Consider the following 25,689-nt stretch of genomic DNA (forward strand, 5'->3'; position numbering starts at 1 on the left):
AAGCCCGGTCCAGCAGGACCGGGCTTTTTTCATTCATCCTTGTGCAGGCCCGTTTCAGCCAACGCTTTCGCGACGGTCACGCAGCTTCACATAAGCAATCGCGCAATGCTCGGCGCAGTAGGGCTTGCCGGGAACGGGCTTGGCTCCGCAGAAATGGAAACCCGGGGTTCCAGGATCGCCGTTGGGCCAGCAGCAGGCCGGACCACGACGCGGTGACGTGTTAGCCGTCAGCGGGCGCAGGAGCGGGCGGAGCATCAGATCTGGCGCCATGGTCTTGGCCTCTGCGGATTTGCGGGGCGGAGCGGATTTCGCGGCAGTTGCAGGCTCATTTTCGATTGTCGCAGCAGGACTGGCCGATGCCGATCCGGCAGCGGACGATGTCGGCGTGGCGGCGGTTGGGCGGTCAGCCATGACCGGGGCCGGCGCATCCTCTACCAGTGCAGCAGGTGCTGCCTTGACGCCGACAACCTCACTGGCCTTTTCCTGCACCGCTTCGACGGGTTTTTCAGCAGCTTTGGCAGGCGTCTTTTCGCTGGCCGGGATTGTGACCGGTTCCGCAGCTTTTGGCGCGACAGATTCAGCGGACGGCGCCGATGTGGTATCCATACCCGTCTCAGGAGCAGCATCCTTGCGGGACTTGGCCGCAGCACGGATGGGCGAAGGGCGTGGCGGCAAACCAAGACGGTGCGCCTTGCCCACAACAGCATTCTTCGTGATCGAAAGCTGTCGTCCGATCTCGGCTGTCGATAGTCCTTCCTGCCAAAGCGTCTGAAGACGGGAGATTATTTCGTCAGTCCATTCCATCGCCCGTGCTCCTCATTCAGTCCTGTGACGTAAAACTAGGGTGTCGATACGACTTGCTCAATCCGTAAATCGGATTTTTCTATGATGAGACTGGCGCATAAACACAGAGCTCTTGCCGGAGTCAATCTGAACCCGCTCGAATTACCAAAGAATGACGTGACATTCTCTGACAGGGGGTACTGATCGCTGATCGCCCTCACCCTTCCCTGTCAGGCTTCCCCTGTACCACGCCTTGCCTGCGTATGATGCCTCCGGGCGATACCGCAGGGCAGGATCTGGCACGAAATCAGGGCAGTATTCAGGCCTGATCGTTGCGGATTAGCCGTACCGAGCGGCCTTCAACGGCAAGCTGGATATCACCTCGCAAGAGCGCAAGGGCATCCTCACCAAAAACAGCGCGGCGCCATCCCTTGAGAACCGGGCTATCGGTTTCACCTAGTGCCAGACTGTCCAGATCCTCACTCGTCGCGACAAGCTTGGGGGCCACGCGGTTGGCCTCGCAACTGGCGGCAAGCACGACCTTGAGCAGCGCAACCAATGCCGCCGAAGGCTTGGCCCCCTCGGATTTGCGCGGTGGCCGCGGAAGGTCCTTCTCGGGCAGAACAAGGCCTGTCTGGATTGCCGCCAGAAGACCCGGCGCAGCCTTGCCCTCGGCAAAACCACGGGAGACACCACGCACACGGGAGAGAGCGTCAGTATCCTGCGGGCGAACAGCCGCAATTTCGAGCAGGCTCTCATCGCGGATGAGGCGCTGACGAGGGATGTTCAGCGCCTGCGCCTCAAGTTCACGCCATGCCGCAACCTCACGCAAGACGCCAAGCATGCGACGGTTATTGGTGCGGGCCTTCAGCCGCTCCCACTGGCGGCGCGGATCGGGGCGGAAGGTCGCCGGATCATTCAGGACAGCAAGCTCCGCATCAGCCCAGTGCAGACGGTTCTGCTTTTCCAGTTCGTCATGCAGGGCAAGATAGACATCGCGCAGATGCGTGACATCTGCTGCGGCATAGGCAATCTGCGCCGTGGAGAGCGGACGCGCTGCCCAGTCGCTGAAGCGATGGGTCTTGTCGATGCTCGCGCCGGTAATGGCATTGACAAGCGTGTCATAACCCACCTGATCGCCATAGCCCCCCACCATTGCCGCCACCTGTGTGTCGAAAATGGAGCGAGGCAGGGCATCGAACAGATGCAGGAAGATTTCCAGATCCTGTCGGGCAGCGTGGAAGACCTTCACACAGCTTTCCGTTGCCAGCAGATCGGCCAGCGGCGCAAGGTCGATCCCCGGTGCCAGCGTGTCGATCACGGCAACATCCGACACGCCGCCAAGCTGCACCACGCAAAGTTCGGGCCAGTATGTATGCTCGCGCACGAACTCCGTATCGATCGTAACGAACGGCTCCTGCTTGAGTCGGGCGCAGAGTTGCGCCAAATCGTCTGTAGAAGACACGATGACTGGGGCTGGGAAACCGGCTTGAGACACTTGCATTTCCCATCCATACATCAGGGCAGACCCACATGACCACATCAGAGAACGATCTCGCGGCACTCAGCCAGCTTGGCCGACAGACCGTACAGCCAGACAGCCCGGAAACCGCAACGCTCGAACGTGTGCCAAGCCCGCATAAGGGCCGCGATTATGTGGTGCGTTTCACCGCACCAGAGTTTACCTCGCTCTGCCCGGTGACGGGTCAGCCCGATTTCGCTCATATCGTGATCGACTATATTCCGGATGAATGGATCGTCGAGAGCAAGTCGCTCAAGCTCTATCTTACCAGTTTTCGCAATCATGGTGCGTTTCATGAGGATTGCTCTGTCAGCATTGCCACGAAACTGGTCGAGGTGCTGAACCCCAAATGGCTGCGTATTGGTGCCTACTGGTATCCGCGCGGTGGTATTCCCATCGACGTATTCTGGCAGACCGGCCTGCCGCCCGAGGGCGTGTGGGTGCCTGCACAGGATGTCCCTGGCTATCGTGGTCGCGGCTGAAGTCACAAGGGGCGAAACCCTGTTCCCGCTCTTGCCCTGAGCACAAGAAAAACAGTTTTAATGGCGCTCGCCGGTGCAGGTCTGAGAGGATGGTAACTCCATCCTTTCAGGAGCGATGATATGAACGGTTTAGCCCTGTCCTGCCCGGTGGCCATCTGTATTGGCATCGCCCTTTATCCGGCCCCGCTCATCGCACAAGACGCATCAGCCGCCATGCCCGACACGATGCTCTTTCTGATTCAGCAACGGTGCAGTACACCGGGCGCTCTTCCGGGTGATCTCCATTGTGGGCATATGCGCCCGATCAGCCCCGGTGAAGACCCCCTCTATCGCCTGAGTAACGGCCTTGAAGGTGCAGGTCGCATCGATATGATCAATGTGCCCGTCTGGCGAAATGGAAAATGGCGGGTGGTCAGCCCGGATGGGCATGTTGATGCCAGCAACGCAACCGATCGAGGGGGCGTATCTATCGAGGGGGCTGGCCCATTGTACCTCTCGGTTCTCGGTAGCTGGAGCCCCGTCGCTTTCTCCAGTTTTGCGAACAGTTCATGCGAAACCATGCCAGATCGTTCCGAGCGTTTTCTGGACTCATGGGTCCTGGGACCGCCCCACAACACCCGCGCATTGGCAGGACATGGCGTAACGCACAGCGGCAACCTTATGCAGAAGGAAGGCAGGGCTAGCGGTCAGGCCTGCCCGGCCCGTTATCGCGCAGCCGCCTTCAGCTGGGTCAGGGAAGACTATGTCTATCGCTCAGGCCGCAGATTTCCGAGCCTCATCTCGGTGCATTACAGTGCTGCCAATGCACAAGGCCAACCCGGACCGGCTCAGCAGCGCGAACGCCTCTATCTGGCATGGGGGCTCGGTCTGGCACGGTGGGAAAAATGGTCGCGCGAGGATTGGCAGAGTACCCGGACAGGTGAAACAGCGCTCGCTCAAGCCAGACGCGTTTTTGAGTCAGGCCGTTGCAATGAACCTGCCGAGGACCGTGAACAGGGAGATGGCGTACGCTACAGTCCGGTTTCCTCCGCAGACTCCTATGCCGAAACAATTCGCGAATCGACCGACGCACCACCGTATCGCTGGTATCTTACACAATGCCAGGATTACACCTCCCTGCGCGCTGGTCCTGCGCAGGATCTGATGAGGCTAAGCCAGAAAGCCAGCCCGGCATTCTGGCAGTGAGGCAGGCAGGGTCGATAAAAGACCAAAAAAAAGGCCGGTGCCCATAGACGACCGGCCTTACTACTGATCGATGTATCAATCAGTAGAGGGGGTGCGTTGCCTCAGCGGCTTCGATCGCAGCGCGTGTAGCCTGAATCTTGCGCGAGATGCGCTCAATATCCACGAGGTCGTCAGCAGCCACATTGGTGAGCTGAAGTTCGAGGGTCTCGAGACGTGATTCAGCTTCCGTGAGGATGATGTCCTGAATTGGCAGGGCCTCGTCAGCCAGAATCGTGCAGCGATCAGCCGTGATATCGGCGAAACCACCGGAGACGAAAAAGCGCTCGGTTACGACGCCCCCCTCGTAAAGGGAGACGACGCCACCGCGCAGCAGGAGCATGATCGGCGCATGATCCGGCATGGCCGCGATATCGCCTTCCTCGCCCGGGATGACTGCCATTTCGACTTCCTTGCGGAAGAGCAGCTTTTCCGGGCTGATGATTTCGACCTGAACCGGCATGGGCTTACGCCGACTCCTTCATCTTCTCGGCCTTGGCAATCGCTTCATCGATCGGCCCGACCATGTAGAAAGCGCCTTCCGGCAGGTGGTCATACTCACCGGCCACAATAGCCTTGAAGCTGCGCACGGTGTCATCGAGAGCGACGAGCTTGCCCGGCGAACCCGTGAAGACCTCGGCCACGTGGAAAGGCTGCGACAGGAAGCGCTGGATGCGACGGGCGCGTGCCACGACCTGCTTGTCCTCTTCCGACAGCTCATCCATGCCCAGGATCGCGATGATGTCCTGCAGGCCCTTATAGGTCTGGAGGATACGCTGCACGTCACGGGCCACCTGATAGTGCTCTTCACCAACGATCTTGGGGTCGAGCGAGCGTGAGGTGGAGTCGAGCGGGTCAACAGCCGGATAGATGCCCATTTCCGCGATCGAGCGGTTCAGCACGGTCGTGGCATCAAGATGGGCGAAGGTCGCGGCAGGTGCCGGATCGGTCAGATCGTCGGCAGGCACGTAAACGGCCTGAACCGAGGTGATCGAGCCCTTCTTGGTGGAGGTGATGCGTTCCTGCAGGGCGCCCATCTCGGTGGCCAGCGTCGGCTGGTAACCCACGGCTGAAGGAATACGACCCAGCAGAGCCGAGACTTCCGAACCGGCCTGGGTAAAGCGGAAGATGTTGTCCACGAAGAACAGCACGTCCTGGCCTTCCTCATCGCGGAAATATTCTGCGAGAGACAGGGCGGACAGGGCAACGCGGGCGCGGGCACCCGGCGGCTCGTTCATCTGGCCATAAACCAGTGCCACCTTGGAGCCAGCCGTCGAGCCGTCTTCACCGATCTTGATCACGCCGGCATCCTGCATTTCGAAATACAGGTCGTTGCCTTCACGCGTACGCTCACCGACACCGGCAAAGACGGACACGCCGCCATGAGCCTTGGCGATGTTGTTGATCAGTTCCTGGATGATAACGGTCTTGCCAACGCCAGCGCCGCCGAACAGACCGATCTTGCCGCCCTTGAGGTACGGGCAGAGCAGATCGACAACCTTGATACCGGTGACCAGAATCTCGGAAGCCGCAGCCTGGTCCTCGAAAGAGGGAGCCTTGCGGTGAATCGGATAGTGCTTGTCGGACACGACAGGGCCGCGCTCATCGACGGGCTCGCCGATGACGTTGAGGATACGGCCGAGCGTCGCCGGGCCAACCGGCACCGTGATCTGGGCACCGGTATCCTTCACTTCGCTACCACGGACCAGACCATCGGTGCTGTCCATGGCGATGCAGCGCACTTCGCGCTCACCAATTTCCTGTGCCACTTCGAGCACAAGGGTCTGGTCGCCAATCTGGACGTGCAGCGCATTGAGAATATGCGGCAGCGTGCCTTCGAACTGGACATCGACCACGGGACCGCGGACCTGCGTCACGCGACCCACGACGTTGCTGCTGGCAGACGACAGAGTTTCGGACATCGTATTTCGGCTCCTGCGTAAAAGTCTCAGACGGCTTCAGCGCCGGAGATGATCTCGATAAGTTCTTTGGTGATGTTGCTCTGGCGGGTGCGGTTATAGCGCTGCGACAGAGAGTCGATCGCCTTGCCTGCATTCCGTGTCGCGTTATCCATGGCCGTCATGCGTGCACCCTGCTCACCAGCCGCACTTTCAAGAAGCGCAGCGAAGAACTGGACCTGGATATTACGCGGCAGAAGCTGAGCGAGCAGCTCGGCTTCGTTGGGCTCAAATTCATATTGAGCGGTATATTCACTGGCGTTGTCGTTCTCGGCCACGGGCAGCGGGACGAGTGCCTCTTCCGTCGGGATCTGGGTCATGGCGTTGACGAAGCGGTTGAACACCACCGTCACGCGATCGACCTGACCATCGGTAAGCAGCTCCGTAACGCGCTGGCCGAGGTCGACAGCCTTCTGGAACTGTACCTCGCGGCCAGCCGTGCCTTCGTAACGCTCGATCAGCTTGCCGGGGAAGATGCGCGCCATGGCCTCACCGCCCTTGCGGCCGACCGGCAGGATACGCACCGTTTCGCCCTGCGATTCGAGACGCGAGACGATCTGGCGCACCGAGCGCACCAGATTGGCATTGAAGCCACCCGCCAGACCGAAATCGCTGGTCAGCAAAACGACAAGATGGGTCGAGCCCTTGCCGCCTTCGAGAAGCACGGGCAACTCGCCCTGGCCTGAAGTTGCCGTCGCAAGCTCGGACAACATGCGGCGCATGGCGGCAGCATAGGGACGCGAGGCCTCGGCATGCTTCTGAAAACGGCGCAGCTTGGACGCTGCGACCATCTTCATGGCACTCGTGATCTTGCGCTGCGATTTCACGCCCGCGATCCGGGCGCGCAGTTCCTTCAGCGAGGGCATGGTCCGTCCTTAGGCTGCAAAGCGCTTGTTGAACGCCGTCAGCAGTTCGGTCAGCTTGGCTTCGACTTCCGGCTTGATCTGACGATCGGTGCGGATGGCGTCGAGGATGGCCTTGCCCGAGCTGCGCATTTCGGCCAGCAGAGTGGCTTCGTAACGCACGACCTGATCGACCTTGACCACGTCGACAAAGCCACGCGTACCGGCGAACAGCACGACAACCTGCTCCTCAACCGGCAGCGGCGAGGTCTGGGGCTGCTTCAGCAGTTCCGTCAGGCGTGCGCCACGCTCAAGCTGCTTGCGGGTAGCAGGGTCCAGATCGGAAGCGAACTGCGAGAACGCAGCCATTTCACGGTACTGGGCGAGGTCGAGCTTGATCTTGCCGGCAACCTGCTTCATCGCCTTGATCTGGGCAGCCGAACCAACGCGCGACACCGAACCACCGACGTTCACGGCGGGGCGGATGCCCTTGTAGAACAGGTCGGTCTCAAGGAAGATCTGACCGTCAGTGATCGAAATCACGTTGGTCGGGATATAGGCGGCAACGTCACCAGCCTGCGTCTCGATCACCGGCAGAGCCGTCAGCGAACCACCGCCGAACTCGTCGGACATCTTGGCAGCACGCTCGAGCAGACGCGAGTGCAGATAGAACACGTCACCCGGGAAAGCCTCACGGCCCGGCGGACGACGCAGCAGCAGCGACATCTGGCGATAGGCCACAGCCTGCTTCGACAGATCGTCATAGCAGATCAGGGCGTGCATGCCGTTGTCACGGAAGAACTCACCCATCGAGCAGGCCGAGTACGGTGCCAGGTACTGCATCGGTGCCGGATCGGACGCCGTGGCGGCGACGACGATGGAATATTCCATCGAGCCTTCTTCCGTCAGCGTGCGAACGAGGTTGGCAACGGTCGAACGCTTCTGGCCGATCGCGACATAGATGCAGTAAAGCTTCTGCTTCTCGTCACCCGTGGCGTTGACAGGCTTTTGGGCCACGATGGTGTCGATCAGAATGGCGGTCTTGCCGGTCTGACGGTCACCGATCACGAGTTCACGCTGGCCACGGCCAATCGGCACCAGGGCGTCGATCGCCTTGATACCGGTCTGCATCGGCTCGCACACGGACTGGCGCGGCATGATGCCCGGAGCCTTCACTTCGGCGCGCTTCATGACGACGTCGGTCAGCGGGCCCTTGCCGTCGATCGGGTTGCCGAGCGCGTCAACAACGCGACCAAGAAGCCCCTTGCCGACCGGCACTTCAACCACGGCGCCCGTACGGGTGACGGTGTCACCTTCACGGATGCCATCGCCATCACCGAACACGACGATACCGACGCTGTCCTCTTCGAGGTTCAGCACCATGCCGCGGTCGCCCGTAGCCTGGAAATCGACCATTTCGCCGGACATGGCATTCGACAGGCCATAGACGCGCGCGATACCGTCGCCGATGGACAGGACGGTGCCCGTCTCGGAGACCTGCGCTTCGTCATTGAAGGACGCGATCTGCTGCTTGAGGATGTCCGAAATCTCTGCGGGACGGATATCCATCACGCGGCTCCCTTCATGGCATTCTGGATGCGGGTCAGACGCCCGCGAATGGAGGTATCAAAAAGCTTGGCGCCAATCTGCACGACAAGACCACCGATCAGCTCAGGCTGAACGCGCTCGATCATGGAGACACGGGCATAGCCCGCCTCGGCCAGGCGAGTCTGCAAGGCGCTGCGCTGACCAGCCGTAAGAGGCTGCGCGCTGCGCACTTCGGCAATCGTCTCGCCACGACGCTTGGCGTCGAGGGCAAGAACGGCACCGAGAATTTCATCAATGCGTGATGCACGACGGTTGCGTGACACCACACCAATAAAGCGCTTGAGCGTCTCGCTGAAGCCCTGCGCCTTGAGAACAGCTTCCAGGCCCTGGCCTGCCTGGCGGGAATCGAGGCTCTGGTCGGCCAGAAATTCGCGCAGCGCCGCACTTTCCGCAATCAGCTTGCGCAGGGCGCGCACCTGATCCAGCACTTCAGGGAGCACCGATTTCTCTTCAGCATATTCATAGAGCGCGAGAGCGTAGCGTTGCGCCATGCCCCCCGACGCATCCATGCTGACCTGCGGTGCCTCGGCTGTTTCGACCACTGTCACGTCCGGCGTTCCCACCCCAATTACACAAACATCCTGATGACCATCGCGACCATAGTGCAGGGCATGTGCCCAACGCATCGTTCATGGAACCGATTGATCATGACTCAGATAACGAGACTGTTCGTCCCGATTCCGCAATAACGGATCAGGCCTCGCGGGGCGTCTAGCACGCAGGCCGCGCCAAGTGCAACTGACACTCTAGGGCCTGGGGCGCTGAAATCGCCGCCTTGCCTCTCTTCTGGCGGGGAGCACCTGCCCAAACACCGCCCCTGCCCGGTCCTGCGCCCATGCAGGCTCAAGGCAGCGTCATGACTCTCTCGCGTGGACACCCGATGCCAGACCGGTTCGTTCCCGAGGTTGCACTTATGCGTGTGATTTTGCCAAAACCCCGTCACCACCCCCAACTGAGAGCCAAAGGCCCCTTTACCTGATGCTTCCTGCCTACCTTGCACGCCCCCTGCCCTGCCGCCGCACGCTATCTTCTGTTTCGATTCTAGCGGTGATGGTGCCCTTCACGGCTTTAGCCCAGCCAGAGATGCCATCCGTCGAGCAACCTGCCGGTGTGCCTTACTGGGATAACTGGACTGATGAGCAGGGTGTGAGCCATCTCACGAAATGCAAGCTGAAGAATTTTACCCTGAGCCGCCTTGCTGCCCACGCCGATCCGCAATGGGTGAATCATGCCCAGCAGGGTGAGGCACGCATGGTGACCAGCATCCAGCCCGCCCACTGGAAGGGTGGCTGGCACGCCCCTGAGAGCGTGCAATGGATCATCCCCATTCAGGGCGTGTGGTTCGTGCAAAGCATGGATGGGACGCGCGTCGAGCTGAACCCCGGTGATGCTCTTCTCAGTGAGGATGTCGGGGCAAAGTCCGATGCACAGGGCCATACAGGCCATCTGTCCGGGAATGTGGGCGACGCGCCGGTTGCGCTCATGATCACGCAATTCGCCTCGGCCCATGCGAGCCACAGGCCCTGTGCGACCGAATGACAGACGACATGCATCAGCCCACGGCAGGGCGCGAGACATTAGCCTTTAAGAAAGACTGATTTTTCCGGAGGGATATCGGCTGGAGCGGGCGAAGGGAATCGAACCCTCCTCAGAAGCTTGGAAGGCTACTGCATTACCACTATGCTACGCCCGCGCTTCAGCTGATGGCTCTCCCTAACGCTGATCCCGCATTGAAGCAAGAGACAGTTTTGCTCGAAAAACTGCAAATGATCTCTTGACTTAAAAGCCCGAGCGCCGCATTACGCCGCAAGTGGTCTCGTCATGACCCAACCCGACCGGATGTTTCATCCTTGACGGTTGACCAGGCGGACGACGCTAGGGGTGTAGCTCAATTGGCTAGAGCGCCGGTCTCCAAAACCGGAGGTTGAGAGTTCGAGACCCTCCGCCCCTGCCACCACGCCGCAGCCGCTGGTTTACTCCAGCGAGCGGAGTCGGGCGCGGTATTCCGCCACGCGCGGCTTTCTGAAGAATATGAGGATGACGGTGTCGGTCACTACCCCAAAACACGGGTCGCAGCAGTCTTCGCCCTCCAAGGGAGGCGCTTCGAAAGACGCCCCGAAACCCTCGTCCAAACCAGCCGTCCGTTTCAATCTGGTTCAGTACCTGAAGGACGTACGTACGGAAGCGACCAGGATCACCTGGCCGACACGCCGTAACACGCTGGTCACCACGGGCGCCGTCCTTGCCATGGCTGCCCTTACCTCAGTTTTCTTTTTCGTTGTCGACCAGGTCATCGGGCTTGGCGTGCGCGAACTCTTTGGCGTTGGAGGCTAAGACGAACAACCATGGCTAAGCGTTGGTACGTCGTGCATGTCTATTCCGGGTTCGAGAAGAAGATTGCGACCCACATCAAGGAACAGGCAGCCCAGAAGGGTCTGAGCGACCAGTTCGAGGAAGTGCTGGTTCCGTCAGAGGACGTCACCGAGGTTCGTCGTGGTCGCAAGATCAATGCCGAGCGCAAGTTCTTCCCCGGTTATGTGCTGGTGAAAATGGAACTGACCGATGATGCATGGCATCTGGTCAAGGACACTCCCAAGGTCACCGGCTTTCTGGGAACGCGCAATCGTCCGTCGCCCATCACTGAAGCCGAAGCAGAGCGTATGCTCAAGCAGGCAGAAGAAGGTGTGGAGCGTCCGCGTTCCGCCCTTACCTTCGAGATTGGCGAGCAGATCCGCGTGGCCGATGGCCCGTTCACCTCTTTCAATGGCGTCATCGAGGAAGTGGACGAAGAGCGTTCGCGCCTCAAGGTCAGCGTCTCGATCTTCGGTCGTTCCACCCCGGTGGAGCTGGACTACACTCAGGTCGAAAAGCTCTGATCGTCTCGCGATAGACAAAAAAACCCCGCTTCCGAAAGGAGGCGGGTTTTTTTTATGCCCTCTACCCCAAACCAGGAGAGCCTTTCTCGCCAACGGCGGCGGGGCAAGGCCCCGCTTACCCTCAGGGCGTGATCGGCAACACCGGCAGAGCGCGGATTTTCTGCGCAGCCAGATCAGCGAGCTGACCGGTTAACGTACTGAGCCCCGCCACGAGCGTGTTGGCCCGTTTGTTGTCCAGATGGGCCTGAAGCTGCACCGGCACAGTGAGGTTAGGGCCAATACCCGGCTTGTCACCATGCACCGAGAGCGATCCCGTCAGCAGGGCGTTGCCCTGCTGATCCGCGTTGAACGACGTAATCGTGACCTCAACAAAGGCCTGCGCCTTGGTCGAGACGGCATCGTTCTGTGCAAAGACCGTACTGCCCGGCAGGCGCTGGGCCAGATCATGCGTGAGCACACGACCGATCATGTCACCGATGGGCTCGCTCCACGCATTTCCCTTGGCGATTTCCAGCTTGTAGTCCTTGTCCTGTCGCACGATTTCATCGCGATCGAGGCTGGCCGTCACGACCGGGGTTCGCACTTCAACCGTGACCGGCCCCCCGGGTTGGGCCACACCGGGAACAGCCGCCACAGAATAAAGTGTCGGGTCGCTGCCACAGGCGGTCAGTGCAGTGCCCATGACACCCAGCATCAACGCGCTGGCGCATAGTCGAGGCATCACGCGCCCCAGCGACCGGGAACGCGATTGACCGAGGAGAGGGGAGGAAAAAATCTGCACGTCAGTGGCGTCCCGTAATCAAGGCTGAAGGATGATGGTTGAGATAATCCGTCAGGAAACGAATGGAGCGTGCGGCTTGGCTGAGCTGCGTGATCATGGCCTGCAGATCCCGATGGAAATCGGTATCGCCGCCATAGCTTGCGAGAACGGTCTGCGCATTTTTCAGTGTGCCCTGCAGGGCGTCGCTCATGGCAGGAAGCTTCTTGAGAAGCGGCTTCATCCCTTCGTTCGCATTCTGGGTCAGCTCCGAGATATGACGCAGTGAATCGCGCAGCGCGACGATCGACTGCTTGACCTCGGGGCTGGCGAGACGTTGGTCCGCATGGGCCAGAAGATCATTCAGATGCTCGCCAATCTGGGTGAGGGGCATGGCGGCCACCTTGTCCATGGTCGTGGCGGCTGAGGCCATGATGCCGTCAATCCCGCCAGGCTGGCTCGGGATAATGGCCACATCGTCCTCATAGGTCAGCGACGCAGGCTTGGCGTTCTTGACGAATTGCAGACCGATCATCGATTCGCCCGTCAGGAAGCTGGCGCTCTCGACTGAGGCGCGCATCCCCTTGGCAACGAAAGCCTCCAGCAGCTTGTGCTGCGAGTCCCGCGATGTTTCCTCGCTGTTTAGAACGCGCTCGGGCTCAAGCTCCATTTCCACACGTACCCGTGCTGTGGCGTCCTGCTCGTTCACCTTGAGTGAGACATCGGTCACACTGCCCACCTGGATACCGAACATGCTGACCGAAGCTCCGGACGTAAGTCCCTTCACTGAGCTGTCGATATAGGTCGCTGCCTTCACACGCTGATGGTAACGCGCATTGTCGGCTTCAGCCTGGCTTGCATAGAGACGGAACACCGAGTTGGCCGGTGCCTGCGGGGCATCGACTTTCAGGCGACGCGTCGGAAGTCCAAAGGCCACACCGCCGGAGAGGAGCGCCTGGAGTGAGGTCAGCTGAACCTTGAGGCCGCCGGCACCGAGACCCACCTGCACGCCCGAGACGTTCCAGAAACGCGAATCGGTGCGAAGGTAATGGTCATAGGGTGATTTGACGAAAACCTGGACCATGATCGGCCCTTCGCCCCCCGGTGGCATGGTGTAGCCAAGAACCTCGCCTACAGACATGTCGCGGAAGAATACGGGAGCCCCTTCACCGATCGACCCCAGCGTCGGCGTGACCAGCATGAAGGTGGAGCCGGGCTGGTCGGAACGCACGCCGGGTGCAGCTTCGAGCCCTGTAAAATTGGACTCATAGCGACCACCCTTCTCACCCGGATCGATCGCGATATACGCACCGGAAAGCAGAGTTTCGAGCCCGGTAATGCTGGCCCCGTTGATGCGGGGTCGCACTACCCAGAAGCGCGTATGATCGGTCAGGATGTCTTCCGTATCCCCGTTCATGCGCACATGGACGATCACGCGGCGCATGTCTGGTGTCAGGCTGATATCCTGCACCGTGCCCAGCGTGACGGCCTTGTTCTTGACCTGTGTCTGCCCTGCGGTCAGGCCGGAAGCCGTATCGAAGGTGATGGTGATGTCAGGACCGCGATTGGCAAAGCTGCGCCACGCAAGCCACCCGGCGATAACCACAGCAATGATTGGGATCAGCCAGACAATCGAGAAACGTGTCTTCCTGATTCCTGCCTTTTTCATGCCAGAGGTCTGGGGCGGGGTTTGATCGTTGTTGTCGCTCACGCGCGCTCAGGCTCCATATCGTGAGGAGGAAATGAAGAACCGGCCTCGGAGATCCCTCCCTGACCGGAATTTTGTCTCGCTTCGTCCGGGGCAGGCACAGGGCCGTTCTCCCCTGCGGCATCCCACATGCTGCGTGGGTCGAAGCTATGCACCGCAAAGATCGTCACGATGACGACGATGGTGAAGAAAACCACACCCGGATCAGCCAAAACATTGGCGAGAAAATTAAAATGAACGATCGCAACAAGAATTGAGATCATGAAAACATCGATCATCGACCAGCGCCCGATGATATCGATCAGACGATAGAGCTTGGTCAGCAGGCGCAAGCCGCGTTTCTGCTTACGCCACGTACCGAAAACCATCAGCGCCAATGACACGATCTTGAGTACCGGCACGGTGATGGAAGCGAACAGCACCAGCAGGGCAAGCGGAATCAGATTGGACTGCCACAGTTCGATCACACCATGAATGATAGTACTTGTGTCGGGCTGACCCATCTTTGTGTAGGTCATCACAGGCAGCATATTGGCAGGGATATAGCAGATGATCCCGGCCAGAAGCAGGGCAGCGGCATTGGTCAGGCTGTTCGACTTCCGACGACGCAGGATCTGATGGCATCGCGGGCAATCGCCCATGTCACCCTCGCGCGACACTTCATGATCGAACGCCATCACCAGTCCGCAGGAGTGACAGGACAGCATATGCTGAATGGGCGGCATCGATTCGTCAGTTGCCGTCAGATGCTCGACAGGCAGGATCCGCCCCTGACCATCCGCCATCTCCTCGCGGATATCGCGGTTGTCCCAGATGCGCTCGACATCGAGGGTAGAATCTGTGGCCGCCATGGTGATCATGAGCGCGGCAATCAGAAAGACCCCGGCCTGAAGGTCGACAATCGCAAGATCGATCAGCTTGGTATAGGCGACGAAGACACCGAGAATATAGACCTCGATCATCGACCATTCGCGCAGTCTTTCGTACCAGGACATCAGACGCGGCGCCCAGTCAGGCATAGTGCGACGGCTGGCGCCCACCAGAATCGCCCCCATAAGGGCAATAACCACACCGGGCATGATGAGCGTGGTCAACCCGACAATCAGGCCGATCTCGCCAAATCCTTCCCGACCAAGCTCGATCGGCCCGGTGAGAATGGTGACTGTATTGACGCGCCCATGCACGTTGATGGTGAGAAGCTGCGTGATGAGTAGCGCAATATAAAGCGCTGCCGAGGCCAGGCAGAAGGCGGTAGGTGCTGCAATCGGCGGTGTTCGACGCCTGCGAGCCAACTGGGCATCGCAGCGCGTGCAATAGGCCACCTGACCCCGCCTCAGGCGGGGTACAGTCTGGAACAGGCCGCAATCGGGGCACTCCCGCAGACCCTCCACGACCTTGAGGGTTGGTGTGGGAGGCACGGCGGAAGTCATGGTGACAGCGTTGCGCCAGAGACGCTTGTGGAAGCGATCAGACATGAATCATAGTGTAGCGGACGATTCCATTGAGAGATAGGTGTTTGCCCTGTTGCAGTCGGCCCCGGTCTCGGCTATAGCACCGCGCCAAGGACGCCGACATAGCTCAGGGGTAGAGCAACTGATTCGTAATCAGTAGGTCCTCGGTTCAATTCCGAGTGTCGGCACCATCTCCCCCCCTGCATTTTGCGCTCGATCAGTTTGATGCGTGACCAGGCTTGGTTTGCCTGCGGCCAAGCAACCAACCCGCGACGCAATACAACGCGAGAAACCCTAGCGGGATCCACTCGCCGCGCAGGGTTTGCGCGGTCAGGTCGGTCAGCACTGTCGCCAGATTGATCAGGCAGGCCAGTATGGCCAGAACCGGCACGATTCCGATCCAGAGCCCACCAAAACGCATACCGCCCAGCGGCACCCGAAACCGTGCCTGAGGCAGGCTTTCATCACCGCGAAGCTTCATAACGGCGAAGGCGATCACCAGAAAGCCGATCATCGTGCCGATACTGACGAGATCGGCCAGCAAGGTAATGGGAAGGAGCGCAGCCGTAAGCGCGGTCAGGCCTGTGGTCAGCGCAATGGCGAGCACTGGCGCACCCGTCCTGGCATCGACCAGACTGAGTCGCGGGCTGATAAAGCGATCATGGGAAAGGATGTGGCAAAGGCGGGACTGCCCATAAAGGCTGACAAACAGCACTGAGCCCAGACCGATGACAGAACCAAATTGCAGCACGAGCGCCAGAGCAGGCATGGCCAGCGCCTGCACTGCCAGCGCAACAGGGCTGGCGGTGCCAAGCTGGCGAAACGGCACAAGCCCGGTCATCACCAGTGAAACCATGACGTAGAGCACCGCACTGATTGCCAGGGCGCCAATAAGCCCGAACGGAACATCCCGCCCCGGTTGTCGCGCTTCAGAAGCCGCAATCGAAATCGAATCGAAGCCAAGATAGGCAAAAGACACGACAGCAACCGCACGCAACAGCCCGGCGATGCCAAAGTGGAACCCGCCTTCTGAAGGCGGCAGGAAGGGATGCCAGAGAGCCGGCTTTACCTGCGAACACCCTACCCCGACAAAAACCACCAGCACAGCAAGCTTCAGAAGCACAAAGGCGACGTTAGCCCTGCTTGCCTGACGGATACCGCGTGACAGGACCAAGCCAAGAACAAGCACCAGAAAGAGCGCCACTGCATTGATCTGCGCCACGAGATGGAAGCCGCCATCCTGCCAGATGACGGTCGACCCGCTAAGAGAAGCAGGCAGGGTAATGCCGCAGCCCGACAGGAATTTGGCGAGATAGCCCGTCAACCCGACAGAAACAGCCGATCCGGCCAGCGCATATTCCAGCACCAGCATCCAGGCGACCCACCAGGCAGGCCCCACGCCCAGCACTGCTCGTGCATAACCGTAAGCACCGCCCATGGAACGCGGGAGCGCTGAGGCGAGCTCGGCATAGCAGAGCCCGATAAAGCCACAACTGATGGCCGCAAGAACAAAGGAAAGGGAGACAGCCGGACCGGCATATTGCGAAGCGGCGACACCGGGCAGAACATAGATACCCGCGCCCACCACGCTACCGATCCCCATCATCAGCAGGCTGAATGGACCGAGCTGGCGATGAAGAGTGCGAGACGGGCCGTCTGTCGCCATGAAAGGGTTCCTTAAAGCGGATCAGCGCCAAGCTGTGGCGTGGTCTCGCATCCAAGGCAAGCCCTGTTCAGCTATCAAAAACTCCACCGAGGCGATACGGCTATCCATTTCGCAATCAGAACATCATGTTAACTGCAATCTGCGGTGCAACATCCATGGTGGTATTGTGCCCCGCATAGAAAACCGACGCCCCCGCAATGACGCCGAAGCGCGGTGACCAGCTGAATTCCAGCGCCGGCGCCACCATCCAGTCTCCAGATGACCCGTTGATGTGATCGACACGTCGCCCCATCGCGTCAGAACCCCAGATACGCGCACCATTGGCCCAGTCACGCACCATATCAACCGCGAGCACCCAGCGCTGGTTGAACCCATATTCGAGCGAGAAGCCGGTCTGGCCACTCATGCCAGGTCGCCCACGCCCAACGAAACCCTTGGTGGTGCCATAGCTGGTCACGTTATCCAGACGAGCCGAGGTAACGGCACGGCGGAATGTCCCCCACATACGAAGCCGCAGGGTATGATCATGCGGCAGGTCATAAGTCGACTGTTCCACCAGCGCCGTGCGGAAAACATAGGCACCATTGCCCACGCCATCCTGACTGCGGCCAAGGTCGGAATAATCACCCGTCGGCATGAGCATGCCCACGAACAGGCTCAGCGATGGGATATAACGTTTGGGGTTGGGGTCCAGAAAGCGCCAAAGGAAGTCGACCGGCATATCGCCAAATTTCAGACTGCTGGTCGTGCCATCTCCACGCTTCCAACCATAAGAGATGGCCGGAAAGATCTGGATACTGACATTGTCAGTCAGTCCGTACTTGACCATCGTCGAATTGCTGATGGTTCTCTGACCTGGCCCGGATGACATGGTGCGACCATTGGCCCCGAGATAGTCAACGGGCTGATTATAAGTCAGGTAGGGTTCGATCCCGAGCACACCCGCCTTGAATTGCGGTCCGGACGGCGAAATGAGAGAGCCTGTGTACCACTGCTCGCGCTTCGGCTGTGGCTCAGCATCCGAAGCCCAGACCCTGTTGCCCATGCCGCAGGGAAGTGAGAGAGCAGACATCAGCCCCGCAATGGCTGGAACTGACCGGAAAAAGCTCTTGATCGTGGGAAAATGTCTCAAAATCTCGCCGCGTTATTTTTTTGTTACCCCAAGACGGTTAAAAACCTTCCGAGGGTGACGCAACCTGTCCAGCGCGAGAATTAACTGATCGAAGAGTCAGCTTCGTTGGTATGCAAGGAGTTTAAGCGCAGAAGCTCACAAAGAATTCAGGAAAGTAATTCCTGCTCTTCGAAAAGTTCTCATAATTTTTGATGGTATTTCGAAAGCGCCGCTCCAGATAAATCAGCAGATTATCTGGAGCGGGCGATGGGATTCGAACCCACGACCCCAACCTTGGCAAGGTTGTGCTCTACCCCTGAGCTACGCCCGCGTTCCGTTGGACGGGTAATTACTGCCTGAGGCCGTAGCGCGCAAGAGGGTTTTTTAAAAAATATGCTTTTTTTTCGCTTTTCTTTCTTGGGAGCCTCTCCCGACGCCGCGCACCCAGGCTCGGACTTGCGTCCTGCACGCTTCAGAACAATCTTGTAGCCATGATGATCAACAGGTGATGCCAGCGAAAAGCCGTGCATCATCGGGACAGAGAGATTCCATGGACTATATCATTGGGCAGAATCGCCCCCAGCCCGGAAACGACGCAGGTCTGACCCCGTCCCCCGGCGCTCTTGGTACACAAGGTGCACTTATCGTAGATGCCGATCAGCGCAGCTTCATGCCTGAGGTGCTCGAAGCCAGCCGGCAGCTTCCCGTACTTGTGGATTTCTGGGCGCCCTGGTGCGGACCCTGCAAGCAACTGACCCCCGTGCTCGAGCGCGCCGTGACGGCGGCCGGCGGTCGGGTCAAGCTGGTCAAGGTCGATATTGAAGCCAATGCCGCGCTTGCTGCACAGCTTGCGCAGGTTGGTCTGCCTATCCAGTCGATCCCGCTCGTGGCCGCCTTTTATAAGGGCCAGATTGTCGACATCCTGCAGGGTGCCCAGCCCGAGAGCGAAGTACGCCGCTTTATCGAGCAGATCGTCAAGGCAACGGGCGCCACGTTGCCAAGCGCGGATATCCTTGCCGCGGCTTCGGCTGCCCTGCAGGAAGGTCAGGCAGAGGAAGCCGCCGGGCTGTTTGCCTCGCTGCTCGAAATCGAGCCGGAAAACCCCGAGGGCTGGGGTGGCATGATCCGGGCACTGACGGCTTTGGGTGATGATGAGGGTGCGGACGAAGCCCTGAGTCAGGTACCACCCAAGCTGGCAGAGCACCCGGCCGTGACAGGCGCACGCGCTGCCCTGGCCCTGCACAAGGAGAGCCATCAGGCGGCATCGGCGCTCGACGGGCTCCGGGCGGAGTGTGCGGCTTCTCCCGACGATCTCGCTTTGCGCTTTCGTCTGGCTGGTGCCCTGAATGGTGCGGGCCATAAATCGGAGGCAGCTGACACCCTGCTTGCCATCATCAAACAGGACCGCGAGTGGAATGACGGCGCAGCGCGCGCCGAATTGCTGCGCTTCTTCGAAGCCTGGGGCAATACCGATCCGGCAACCTTGCCTGCGCGACGCAAGCTGTCAGCCCTGCTCTTTTCCTGAACCACACATCGCGGCTGCCATCCTGCCTTCTTCCCCTGCAAAAGGGGAATGACGAAGGCAGGGTCGAAGCCATTCAACCCCCTCTCCTATCCATCAGAAGGATTCACCTATGGCTCAGGATCTCGATCCCCGCCTGCTTTCCATGCTTGTCTGCCCGGTGACAAAGGAAGCGCTCGTCTATGATCGCGAGGCACAGGAGCTTGTCAGCAAGGGGGCCCGCCTTGCTTACCCGGTGCGCGACGGCATCCCGGTGATGCTGCCGGAAGAAGCCCGCCCTCTGGCCGACTGAAACGCCATGACCGGCGCCGTGCTCTAACGCACCGTGAAAAGCGCCGTATCGAGCGTAAAGCTCCCGTCAGCCTCGACAGCAAAATGCTGTCGGGTTCCGGCATCTGTCGCCCTCTGGAGGGACAGAATGGCCTGCTGATGCAAGGCAGGCGTCCGGGTTCGCGCAACCCATGAGGCGAAGTCAAGCTTCAGGCGCAAGGGCTGATAGTCTTCCAGCGCAAATCCAGCACTCTCAAGACTGCGCCTCCACTCCGAGACGCGATAATTGCGCATGTGCGAGGGATCGCGCAGGGTTTCGATCGCCTGCAGCACGGAATCGGCCATAGGGGCCTCCGGGGCGACCGTGTCGATAAAGATCCCCAGACCGCCCCGTCTCAGCACGCGGCGCGCCTCATTGAGCCCCGCCTGCAGATCGCACCAGTGATGGGCACTGAAGCGGCTGGCCACCACATCGAAAATGCCCTCTGCAAAGGGCAGGGATTCCGCAAAACCCCCGACAGGGCGAATCCGGGTCAGCCCACGGCGCTCTGCCTCGTTCCTGACGGCATTAGCCATGCTCAATGTCGGGTCATAAGCCACGACCTGCCCGCAGAACGGAGCCATGGCATAGCTTACATGGCCGCCGCCACAACCGAGATCGAGGGCCACACCGGGGGTCTCTTCACGCAGCAGCGCAACGAGACGCTCCAGATCCTCCCCGACTGCGTGGGTCTGGCTGCTGACATAATCATTGGCGCGAGGGCCATAATGCCCGGTGACGAATTCGCTCATGGATTCCCTCTCTTGCCGTAGGAGACTTCGGCATCGGGCACGGCATATTGGGGTTTGACCTCACTGGTCGTCACGGTCTCGGTGGCGAGGCCCGGCAGAACCGGCGGACCCGACGCCCCGTCCATGCCCGGTATGGCAACCGGCAGCGAAGCATAGGCGCGTGCCATGTGATCACGATGGGGTGACTGACCGGGCGGATGTCCCGGTGGACCATTCACGGCCAGATCCGGCTTCGGGGGGCCGAATGTATTATCCGCACAGCCGGCAAGAACCATCAGAAAGAGGAGGAGCGAGGCTGAACGCATGACGAATCTTGTATCAACCTCATTCACTGGCGGCAATTGACGGATGATGCCGCGTGCGGCAGGCATCGCACAGCAAATCGAGGGAGAGTTTTCGTGTTTGATGGATCGCTGGCAACTGCCACAGGCCGACGCAAGGCGTGGATCGACAGTCTTTTCGTCGATCATGCCATTTTCCGTCTACCCTGGACCAATCTCGCTACCGTCGTGCCAGGCAAGGTCTATCGCTGCAATCACCCCACCCCCGCACGCCTGGCCCGGCTCAAGCGGAAGCTGGGCCTGCGCACGCTGATCAATCTCCGCGGGCATCGGCGCTGCGGTTCAGATGCCCTCTCACGGCAGGCCGCGCAAACACTGGGCCTCGATCATATCGACATGGCTTTCGAAAGCCGTGGCGCACCGCATCGCGACAGGATCCTGCGCTTTGCCGGACTGTATGCACAGATCGAACGCCCGATGCTCATGCACTGCAAGTCAGGTGCCGACCGCGCAGGCCTGGCCTCGGCATTGGTCATCCTGTTCGAAGGCGGGACAGCCGCTCAGGCGCTGCGCCAGTTGCACTGGCGTTTCGGGCATTTCAACCGGGCTCGTACCGGCATTCTCGACGCATTTGTCCTGCGCTATCAGGCCGAGGCTGAAGGGCGCATACCCTTCATGCACTGGGTCGAGCATGAATATGACGAAATCAGGCTCAAAAAGGATTTCACGGCGGGTAGACTGGCGTCGTTCGTGACAGACAAGGTGTTACGCCGGGAATAAGCCCTGACAGAGGGAAAAATGCGCGTTTGTGCATCAATCCGAGGACGCCATGCTTTTCACCAGATTGACCAGCTGGAGCCTTACCCTTGCATCGGCGATATTCCGGAAAGCCTGAAGGAGCTCGACAGACAACACATCAAGCTGTGGGCCAATCTCTCCACCGGCCACCGGACCAGCGACAGTAAAGCCGGTGTCAGAGTCAGCATTGATAAACGAGGAAGGCGCTTCGGAAAAACCGGAAGGAGACGTGCCCATCCTGCTCCCACGCACACTCTGTGGGCCGCCAGCTGCCGCCAGGTCATCAAAGAAAAAGCCAATAGGTACGTTCAGAACACGTGACATCTCGTAAAGCCGGCTCGCTCCAACCTTGTTTGCCCCACGCTCGTATTTCTGCACCTGCTGGAACGTCAATCCAAGTGCAGCACCAAGCTTTTCTTGGGACATACCAAGCAATGTCCGCCGCAACCTGATCCGTGCGCCAACGAGTGCATCAATCGGACCAGCCGCCGAAGCGCTTTTTGCGGTATTACTCATGAAGTAAGGACTCATATTCGGGGTTAATCACAAGCACCGAATGGTGCCGATTAACTTTTTATTATCTATCTGCGACGATACCCAAGAAAAACAGCTAGCAGCATGCAGAGGACACACAAACTGACAGGCACAATTCTTCCGTAGGAAGAAAAGATAGTGGGCTGGTGCGGCGAGGGTAAGGCGAGCACAAGGCTGTCAGCCGTGCCCCACGGTAACCGGGCGATTTCATGCCCGGCGCCATTGAAGGCCGCGGTTATTCCCATATTCGCTGACTGAACGACGGGCAGGCCTTCCTCTACTGCGCGGATCCTGACGGTCGCCAGATGCTGGCGCGGCCCTGCGCTGTTACCAAACCAGGCGTCGTTGGTAACATTCGCCAACCAGTCAGGACGCTTGGCACCTGTGACATGCCCGGAGAATATGATTTCGTAACAGACGAGGGGTCCCACCGCTCCCAGTGCCGGCAGTGACCAGGTGGCAAGGCCGTTCCCGGGCGTCAGTTGTCCCGGCAGCAGGTTGAACGGTATGAATCGTGGCTGGTATTCTCCAAACGGGACAAGCGTGGACTTGTCATAGACGGCCCTGATCTGCCCGCTTTCATCAAGGGCGAAGATACTGTTGTAAAACCGGTTATCAGCATCGCGCCGATCCGAGCCAATCATTCCCCAGGCACCATCTGCTGCCTGGGCAATCATTCGCCTTGCAGGCTCGTCTTCGTCCAGAAGTCCGGGGAAGCCCGATTCAGGCCAGAGATAGACAAGACCCCGATCCTCATTCAGATCTCTCGCCTTCGCGATGGCTTCGTTGGTCAGGCGCAGATAGAGCCTGAAGGCCTGCATGGCCCCATCGCGCGAGAGAATATCGCGCTCGCGCACGTTTCCCTGCAGGAGCGCCACTACAGGGTTCCTGACAGACGAAAGCCGGGGATGGGTCAGGCTGTAGGCGCCCCACGCACACCAGATGCACACGGCTCCGATCAAACCAAGACGGGCTTTGCGACCATGCCAGACCAGCAACCCGCACAGGACAGCCACAAGGGTCAGCCCGTCCACCCCGATGACGGCCGCAGGCTGGATAAGAATGTCACCCAAAAGACCAGGAAGTTCGAAAACACTGCCGGTCGGGTTCCAGGGAAAGCCTGTGAAAATGAAAACGCGCGCCATGTCAGCCAGCGTCCAGAGCGCGGCCAGCATGACCATGCGTGATGCGCCTTCAGGCATAAGGCGGCACAGCAGGACGGGCACCATGATGAAAGGCGCAAGAATCAGCGCACAGCCCGGTGCGGCGATAGGTACGGCCCACCAGAAATCATGCGCTCGAGTCAATATGGCATTCGTCAGCCAGGACAGCGCCGCAGTGTGATAGCCAAGACCGAAGAAAAAGGCATGCAGCGCAAGCTGGCGAATGCTCGCCGCGTCCTGTGTGCAGCGATAAAGATATAGCAGCCCAAGGGCAAGCGCAGGCAGACAGTACAGAGGCGGGAGCGCCAGTGAGGCAAGCGCCCCGACGGCGAGGTCAGCCAGAATCATTTTCCAAGTGGAAAATGGAAGCCGGCTCGAGGGAAAGGAAGCGTTCCGGAGCCGGAAAGTCACATTTTACTCCTGGTCTTATTCGAGAGCGTCTCTCAGACGACGCTCATAATGGCGGTAGTACTTGTCCGCCAGAAGCTCGCTTTTGACGAGAACAGCCACATCCGTCGTATTGAACTGCTCATCCACGACGGCCCCATCGCCGATGAATCCTCCAAGCCGCAGATAGCCCTTGATAAGGGGCGGCAGCTTAGACAGGCACTTCCGATGATCCAGCAGATGCGGGTCACTGCGCTGCATATCGACGTAGCGGTCTGGCAGAGCGCGGATGCGAAGCGCCGGTGGGGCGAGGTGATTGTGATACAGGTAAGTTAGTTCATCAGCCATGAGGTCGGGATTGGTCCCCGGCAGACTGGCACAGCCAAACAAAACATCGATGCGATGCAGGAAGATGTACGAAGCAATACCCCGCCACAGCAGTTGCATGGCGGAACGACCGCGGTAACGCTGATCGACACAGGAACGACCCACCTCAAGCAGGCGGCCAGGGAACTCGGTGAGCGTCGAGATATCGTACTCGCTCGACGTATAGAAACGCCCGAGCTGAGCGGCCTTGTCACTGGTCAGGAGGCGATAGGTTCCCACCACGCCCTCAGCGCCTGAAGAAACAGCATGATCGATCACGAGAAGATGGTCCGCCACTTCGTCGAAATCGTCGATATCGCGCTTCAGGCGAGCTGTGCGTTCATCCGCACGGGCTCCCATTTCCTCAAAGAACACGCGGTAGCGAAGAGCCTGCGCGGCCTCGCGCTCAGCATCGGTGGTGGCGATACGCACACCGAGCTGCCCACCCCGAAGTTCAGGAAAGGACTCACGGGAAAGGTCGAGGCTGGAAAGCGACTGACCTGCGGAAGAGGCGCTTTCGCCATCCGTAACAAGAAGACGCAGGATTTCGGCGTGGGAAGGGTTGGCGCTCATCAATCCTGACCTGTTGAGCCGCCTGCCTTCTGGGGCATACGGCGGCCAAAGAGTTCGAGACGATGCGACACCAGATCGAAGCCAAGGCGGCGGGCCAGAGCCTCCATCAGGGCGGCATGGTCCTCATCCTCAAATTCGACCACATGACCGGAGTCGACATCGATAAGATGGTAATGATGCTGATGGCCGGGCTCGCTGGCCTCATAACGCGCACGACCACCACCGAAATCACGACGCTCCAGAATGCCTTTTTCCTCGAGCAGGCGAACTGTGCGGTAGACTGTGGCGATGGAAATCCGCGCATCGAGCTGGGAGGCGCGTCGGTACAATTCCTCGACGTCCGGATGATCTTCAGCCTCGGACAGGACGCGCGCAATGACACGGCGTTGCCCTGTCATCTTGAGGCCCCGGTCGATACATAATTGCCCGATGCGTGACTCTTCCTGAGCCCGCCCGCTTCGCTTTGCGTCAGCTTTCGCTTCAGATACCATGAAATATGGCGTAGCCGAAAATCCGGCCCTTTGCCAACGTTAAGTATCGGGCAAAGGGCGCCTTTCTCATCGACGGTGACCAAGACCGATCTTGCGAGCGAGATTTGAGCGATGGCTTGCATAATTCGGCGCGACCATCGGATATTCCGGCGGCAGATCCCATCGTTCGCGATATTGCTGGGGCGTCATGTCATAGACAGTCTGGAGGTGACGACGGAGCAGTTTCAGCTTTTTGCCGTCTTCAAGACAGATGATATAATCCGGAAATACTGACTTCTTCGGGGGGACCGCAGGCGTCGGCTTGATAATCTCGGGCTTGGTATTGGCAACATTTGACAAAGTCTGATGAATTGTCCGGATGAGATTAGGCAGGTCCTGACCCGAAACTTCATTATGAGCCACATAGGCAGAGATGATCTGTGTTGTTAGCTTTTGCAAAATCAAGTTATCTGGGTCGCTCGACATATATATTTCCTCAATGAATACATCTTTCAGACATGAATACACTGACGAAACCGCATAGTACA

General features: G+C 59.5%; 27 protein-coding genes and 4 tRNA genes. 10 read left to right on the forward strand and 21 right to left on the reverse strand.

Annotated elements, in window-relative coordinates; all coding sequences use genetic code 11:
* Nucleotides 1-54: 54 nt before the first annotated feature.
* Both F3J08_RS07980 and rnd read right to left on the reverse strand, forming a co-directional pair.
* On the reverse strand, nucleotides 55-804 hold the full coding sequence (locus F3J08_RS07980) for a GcrA family cell cycle regulator (RefSeq protein WP_166929199.1): 750 nt from the start codon (nucleotides 802-804) through the stop codon (nucleotides 55-57).
* A 298-nt stretch (nucleotides 805-1,102) separates the two neighbouring features.
* Nucleotides 1,103-2,287 (reverse strand): ribonuclease D, encoded by a 1,185-nt coding sequence (gene rnd, locus F3J08_RS07985; protein WP_166929200.1) that lies wholly within the window; start codon nucleotides 2,285-2,287, stop codon nucleotides 1,103-1,105.
* Between the two features lie 29 nt (nucleotides 2,288-2,316).
* On the opposite strand from rnd, the gene queF reads away from it, so the two are divergent.
* On the forward strand, nucleotides 2,317-2,787 hold the full coding sequence (queF, locus tag F3J08_RS07990) for a preQ(1) synthase (RefSeq protein WP_023979818.1): 471 nt from the start codon (nucleotides 2,317-2,319) through the stop codon (nucleotides 2,785-2,787).
* Between the two features lie 120 nt (nucleotides 2,788-2,907).
* Complete coding sequence (locus F3J08_RS07995) at nucleotides 2,908-3,972, forward strand: hypothetical protein (RefSeq protein ID WP_166929201.1); 1,065 nt, start codon at nucleotides 2,908-2,910, stop codon at nucleotides 3,970-3,972.
* Nucleotides 3,973-4,051: 79 nt separating this feature from the next.
* Here F3J08_RS07995 and atpC read toward each other — a convergent pair whose 3' ends face one another.
* From atpC to atpH, 5 genes are read right to left on the reverse strand one after another with little or no spacing between them, the layout of a single operon-like run.
* Nucleotides 4,052-4,471, reverse strand: coding sequence for an ATP synthase F1 subunit epsilon (atpC, locus tag F3J08_RS08000; protein ID WP_122038477.1), 420 nt, complete (start codon nucleotides 4,469-4,471; stop codon nucleotides 4,052-4,054).
* Between the two features lie 4 nt (nucleotides 4,472-4,475).
* Nucleotides 4,476-5,930 (reverse strand): F0F1 ATP synthase subunit beta, encoded by a 1,455-nt coding sequence (gene atpD, locus F3J08_RS08005; RefSeq protein WP_122038476.1) that lies wholly within the window; start codon nucleotides 5,928-5,930, stop codon nucleotides 4,476-4,478.
* 26 nt (nucleotides 5,931-5,956) lie between these two features.
* Nucleotides 5,957-6,832 carry a F0F1 ATP synthase subunit gamma gene (locus F3J08_RS08010; RefSeq protein WP_062163754.1) on the reverse strand — a complete coding sequence of 292 codons (876 nt, stop codon included), beginning with the start codon at nucleotides 6,830-6,832 and terminating at the stop codon, nucleotides 5,957-5,959.
* A 9-nt stretch (nucleotides 6,833-6,841) separates the two neighbouring features.
* Nucleotides 6,842-8,377 (reverse strand): F0F1 ATP synthase subunit alpha, encoded by a 1,536-nt coding sequence (atpA, locus tag F3J08_RS08015; protein ID WP_035444199.1) that lies wholly within the window; start codon nucleotides 8,375-8,377, stop codon nucleotides 6,842-6,844.
* Nucleotides 8,377-8,925, reverse strand: a complete 549-nt coding sequence (gene atpH / locus F3J08_RS08020; protein ID WP_031241589.1) for an ATP synthase F1 subunit delta — start codon at nucleotides 8,923-8,925, stop codon at nucleotides 8,377-8,379. The genes atpA and atpH overlap by 1 nt, the downstream gene beginning before the upstream one ends.
* Before the next feature lie 469 nt (nucleotides 8,926-9,394).
* On the opposite strand from atpH, the gene F3J08_RS08025 reads away from it, so the two are divergent.
* Nucleotides 9,395-9,955, forward strand: coding sequence for a cupin domain-containing protein (locus F3J08_RS08025; RefSeq protein WP_122038475.1), 561 nt, complete (start codon nucleotides 9,395-9,397; stop codon nucleotides 9,953-9,955).
* Between the two features lie 80 nt (nucleotides 9,956-10,035).
* Here the strand turns inward: F3J08_RS08025 and F3J08_RS08030 are convergent.
* Nucleotides 10,036-10,109: transfer RNA gene (locus F3J08_RS08030), tRNA-Gly, on the reverse strand.
* Nucleotides 10,110-10,293: 184 nt separating this feature from the next.
* Between F3J08_RS08030 and F3J08_RS08035 the strand changes: the two genes are divergently transcribed.
* The 3 genes from F3J08_RS08035 to nusG all read left to right on the forward strand — a co-directional run bounded on the left by F3J08_RS08035 (nucleotide 10,294) and on the right by nusG (nucleotide 11,292).
* Nucleotides 10,294-10,370: transfer RNA gene (locus tag F3J08_RS08035), tRNA-Trp, on the forward strand.
* A gap of 83 nt (nucleotides 10,371-10,453) precedes the next feature.
* Nucleotides 10,454-10,750: a preprotein translocase subunit SecE gene (secE, locus tag F3J08_RS16945; protein WP_081866850.1), complete on the forward strand. Its 297-nt coding sequence runs from the start codon at nucleotides 10,454-10,456 to the stop codon at nucleotides 10,748-10,750.
* Nucleotides 10,751-10,761: 11 nt separating this feature from the next.
* Complete coding sequence (nusG, locus tag F3J08_RS08045; protein ID WP_023979810.1) at nucleotides 10,762-11,292, forward strand: transcription termination/antitermination protein NusG; 531 nt, start codon at nucleotides 10,762-10,764, stop codon at nucleotides 11,290-11,292.
* 121 nt (nucleotides 11,293-11,413) lie between these two features.
* Here the strand turns inward: nusG and F3J08_RS08050 are convergent, their stop codons facing one another.
* The 3 genes from F3J08_RS08050 to F3J08_RS08060 form a co-directional block, all read right to left on the reverse strand.
* Complete coding sequence (locus F3J08_RS08050) at nucleotides 11,414-12,013, reverse strand: membrane integrity-associated transporter subunit PqiC (protein WP_166929202.1); 600 nt, start codon at nucleotides 12,011-12,013, stop codon at nucleotides 11,414-11,416.
* Nucleotides 12,014-12,074: 61 nt separating this feature from the next.
* On the reverse strand, nucleotides 12,075-13,718 hold the full coding sequence (locus F3J08_RS08055; RefSeq protein WP_122038520.1) for an intermembrane transport protein PqiB: 1,644 nt from the start codon (nucleotides 13,716-13,718) through the stop codon (nucleotides 12,075-12,077).
* Between the two features lie 38 nt (nucleotides 13,719-13,756).
* Entirely contained in the window at nucleotides 13,757-15,232 is a 1,476-nt protein-coding gene (locus F3J08_RS08060) for a paraquat-inducible protein A (protein WP_122038474.1), read from the reverse strand.
* A 92-nt stretch (nucleotides 15,233-15,324) separates the two neighbouring features.
* Here F3J08_RS08060 and F3J08_RS08065 point away from each other — a divergent pair.
* Nucleotides 15,325-15,399: transfer RNA gene (locus F3J08_RS08065), tRNA-Thr, on the forward strand.
* Nucleotides 15,400-15,425: 26 nt separating this feature from the next.
* On the opposite strand, the gene F3J08_RS08070 is transcribed toward F3J08_RS08065, so the two are convergent.
* From F3J08_RS08070 to F3J08_RS08080, 3 genes are all read right to left on the reverse strand, one after another.
* Entirely contained in the window at nucleotides 15,426-16,874 is a 1,449-nt protein-coding gene (locus tag F3J08_RS08070) for an APC family permease (RefSeq protein WP_166929203.1), read from the reverse strand.
* Between the two features lie 115 nt (nucleotides 16,875-16,989).
* Complete coding sequence (locus tag F3J08_RS08075) at nucleotides 16,990-17,946, reverse strand: hypothetical protein (protein WP_240149218.1); 957 nt, start codon at nucleotides 17,944-17,946, stop codon at nucleotides 16,990-16,992.
* Between the two features lie 295 nt (nucleotides 17,947-18,241).
* Nucleotides 18,242-18,316: transfer RNA gene (locus F3J08_RS08080), tRNA-Gly, on the reverse strand.
* A 219-nt stretch (nucleotides 18,317-18,535) separates the two neighbouring features.
* Between F3J08_RS08080 and F3J08_RS08085 the strand changes: the two genes are divergently transcribed.
* Both F3J08_RS08085 and F3J08_RS08090 read left to right on the forward strand, forming a co-directional pair.
* Nucleotides 18,536-19,510: a tetratricopeptide repeat protein gene (locus F3J08_RS08085; RefSeq protein ID WP_166929205.1), complete on the forward strand. Its 975-nt coding sequence runs from the start codon at nucleotides 18,536-18,538 to the stop codon at nucleotides 19,508-19,510.
* A gap of 109 nt (nucleotides 19,511-19,619) precedes the next feature.
* On the forward strand, nucleotides 19,620-19,799 hold the full coding sequence (locus F3J08_RS08090) for a Trm112 family protein (RefSeq protein ID WP_166929207.1): 180 nt from the start codon (nucleotides 19,620-19,622) through the stop codon (nucleotides 19,797-19,799).
* Nucleotides 19,800-19,822: 23 nt separating this feature from the next.
* On the opposite strand, the gene F3J08_RS08095 is transcribed toward F3J08_RS08090, so the two are convergent.
* Nucleotides 19,823-20,569: a class I SAM-dependent methyltransferase gene (locus tag F3J08_RS08095; protein WP_166929209.1), complete on the reverse strand. Its 747-nt coding sequence runs from the start codon at nucleotides 20,567-20,569 to the stop codon at nucleotides 19,823-19,825.
* Entirely contained in the window at nucleotides 20,566-20,874 is a 309-nt protein-coding gene (locus F3J08_RS08100; RefSeq protein WP_166929211.1) for a hypothetical protein, read from the reverse strand. Before F3J08_RS08100 ends, F3J08_RS08095 begins: the two co-directional genes overlap by 4 nt.
* A gap of 93 nt (nucleotides 20,875-20,967) precedes the next feature.
* Here F3J08_RS08100 and F3J08_RS08105 point away from each other — a divergent pair, with 93 nt between their 5' ends.
* Complete coding sequence (locus tag F3J08_RS08105; RefSeq protein ID WP_166929213.1) at nucleotides 20,968-21,630, forward strand: tyrosine-protein phosphatase; 663 nt, start codon at nucleotides 20,968-20,970, stop codon at nucleotides 21,628-21,630.
* A gap of 33 nt (nucleotides 21,631-21,663) precedes the next feature.
* Here the strand turns inward: F3J08_RS08105 and F3J08_RS08110 are convergent, their stop codons facing one another.
* From F3J08_RS08110 to F3J08_RS08130, 5 genes are all read right to left on the reverse strand, one after another.
* Nucleotides 21,664-22,164 carry a helix-turn-helix domain-containing protein gene (locus F3J08_RS08110; RefSeq protein WP_240149219.1) on the reverse strand — a complete coding sequence of 167 codons (501 nt, stop codon included), beginning with the start codon at nucleotides 22,162-22,164 and terminating at the stop codon, nucleotides 21,664-21,666.
* A gap of 65 nt (nucleotides 22,165-22,229) precedes the next feature.
* Complete coding sequence (gene lnt, locus F3J08_RS08115; protein WP_166929217.1) at nucleotides 22,230-23,693, reverse strand: apolipoprotein N-acyltransferase; 1,464 nt, start codon at nucleotides 23,691-23,693, stop codon at nucleotides 22,230-22,232.
* 78 nt (nucleotides 23,694-23,771) lie between these two features.
* Entirely contained in the window at nucleotides 23,772-24,671 is a 900-nt protein-coding gene (locus F3J08_RS08120; protein WP_122038465.1) for a GNAT family N-acetyltransferase, read from the reverse strand.
* Nucleotides 24,671-25,162, reverse strand: a complete 492-nt coding sequence (locus tag F3J08_RS08125; protein WP_023979764.1) for a Fur family transcriptional regulator — start codon at nucleotides 25,160-25,162, stop codon at nucleotides 24,671-24,673. The genes F3J08_RS08120 and F3J08_RS08125 overlap by 1 nt, the downstream gene beginning before the upstream one ends.
* A 66-nt stretch (nucleotides 25,163-25,228) precedes the next feature.
* On the reverse strand, nucleotides 25,229-25,627 hold the full coding sequence (locus tag F3J08_RS08130) for a MucR family transcriptional regulator (RefSeq protein ID WP_031241519.1): 399 nt from the start codon (nucleotides 25,625-25,627) through the stop codon (nucleotides 25,229-25,231).
* Between the last annotated feature and the right edge of the window lie 62 nt (nucleotides 25,628-25,689).

The organism is Asaia sp. As-1742 (genome assembly GCF_011753235.1).
GTDB classification, from domain to species: domain Bacteria; phylum Pseudomonadota; class Alphaproteobacteria; order Acetobacterales; family Acetobacteraceae; genus Asaia; species Asaia bogorensis_B.